This window comes from Novosphingobium sp. (genome assembly GCF_031424035.1).
Lineage (GTDB): Bacteria > Pseudomonadota > Alphaproteobacteria > Sphingomonadales > Sphingomonadaceae > Novosphingobium.
Window position 1 is genome coordinate 1 of the sequence record NZ_JANPGP010000009.1, and the last position, 1,799, is coordinate 1,799.

A 1,799-nucleotide genomic window follows, 5' to 3' on the forward strand; every position below is an offset into this window, starting at 1 on the left:
GACCGTTCGTCTGCCTGAGATGGCCGGGGTGCAGCCGATGCGTGGCTTTTCGCGCTTTTACCCGGCTGGGCCCGCTGTGGCGCACCTCGTCGGCTATGTCGGCGGCGCCAACGCCAAGGAATATGAGGCCGAGGACAAGAACCCGTTGCTCGTCACGCCGGGGTTCAAGATCGGCAAGGACGGGCTGGAAAAGGTCCTTGAGCCGAGACTGCGCGGGACCCCGGGCGGCCAGCGGGTTGAGCTGACCGCGCGCGGGAAGCTGGTCCGCGAGCTCGAACCGAAGCCTGACCGCAGCGGCCAGACCGTCAAGCTGACGATCAATGCCGGCCTGCAGGAATTTGCCGCGCGGCGCATGGGCGATCAATCGGGCGCGCTCGTCGCGATGGATGTGGCGAGCGGCGACTTGCTGGCTTTCGTCTCCATGCCGGCGTTCGATCCGAACAGTTTCAGCGATGGCATCGGCCGGACCGAATGGCGGATGCTGTCCGAAGACGATCACATTCCCTTGCTCAACAAGGTTGCGCTCGGGCTTTATCCGTCTGGGTCGACGATCAAGCCGGCGATGGCGCTGGCGTTCCTGGAACAGGGTGTCGACCCCCACCGCCGCGTCTTTTGCCCGGGCGGCTACCAGATCGGAAACCGCTACTTCCGGTGCGACGCCGCGCATGGCTCGATGGACATGCATTCCGCAGTCGAACGCAGCTGCAATACATATTTCTGGGCGACCGGCCTCATCACCGACCCGGCGAAAACGACCGAGATGGTGCAATATCTCGGTTATGGCCAGAAGTTCGACCTGCCCATCCCGTCGCAGCGTTTCGGCACGATGCCGAACCCCGATTGGCTGCTAAGGAAATACAAGCGCAAGTGGCAGGGATATGACAGCGCCAACACTTCGATCGGCCAGGGCTACGTCCTCGTCAACCCGATGCAGCTTGCGGTCATGCCGGCCCGGCTGGCGTCCGGCAGGCTGCTCCAGCCGCGGCTGCTGATGGGAGACAGGGCACGGCCGGCGCCAGCGCTCAACGCCGACCCGGCGCATCTCGATTTCGTCCGCAAGGCGATGGCGGCCGTGGTCAACGGTCAGGGCACCGCGGTCGCTTCGAAACTCCTGCTCGACGGCATTCAGATGGGCGGCAAGACTGGGACCGCGCAGGTCTTCCGGCTGGGCGAGCGCGGTCATCAATCGACCTGGGCGCTGCGCGATCACGCGCTGTTCATTGCATTTGCACCGATCGAGCAGCCACGCTTCGCCATCGGCTGCATCATCGAGCACGGCGGCTTCGGTGCCTCGGCCGCCGCGCCTATCGTGCGCGATGCCATGACCTTCCTGTTTGACGAGCAGAAGGCGCTGGCTGCCCTCGCGCCGCTCGAACAGCAATGGGGCGGCACCTTGGCCGAGCGCACCGCCCGCCAGGCAGCCGCGTTCGACGCCATCGCCCGGGTCGGCGCCGCCAAGCGGGCGACATGATTTCCTCGGCAATCATCCCGCAGCCGCTGGCGCGCCTGCCGTGGAAGTTGATCTTCATCGTCTTCGGCATCTGCGCGATTGGGCTCATCACTCTCTATTCGGCGGCGGGCGGCTCGTGGCGCCCGTGGGCGCTCAAGCAGGGCATCATCATCCTTGTCTTCTTCGGGCTCGCGCTGGCCGTGTCGTGGATCCCCGAACAGACCGTCAAACGGCTGACCTTCCCCGCTTATGTCGCACTGTTCTCAGTGTTGATTTACGTCATCGGCTACCGCTTGAGGGCCGGGGAAACCGAGTGGAACGAGTTGCACATTGTGGATGTCATGCGAGG

At 64.9% G+C, this 1,799-nt stretch carries 1 protein-coding gene and 1 pseudogene; both read left to right on the plus strand.

What is annotated here, in order from left to right:
• A partial coding sequence (mrdA, locus tag RMO89_RS00720; protein ID WP_310530607.1) for a penicillin-binding protein 2 occupies nucleotides 1–1,471 on the plus strand: 1,471 nt, incomplete at its 5' end.
• Nucleotides 1,468–1,799, plus strand: a pseudogene (locus RMO89_RS00725) (rod shape-determining protein RodA); the annotation flags it as partial. The gene mrdA and the pseudogene RMO89_RS00725, both read left to right, overlap by 4 nt.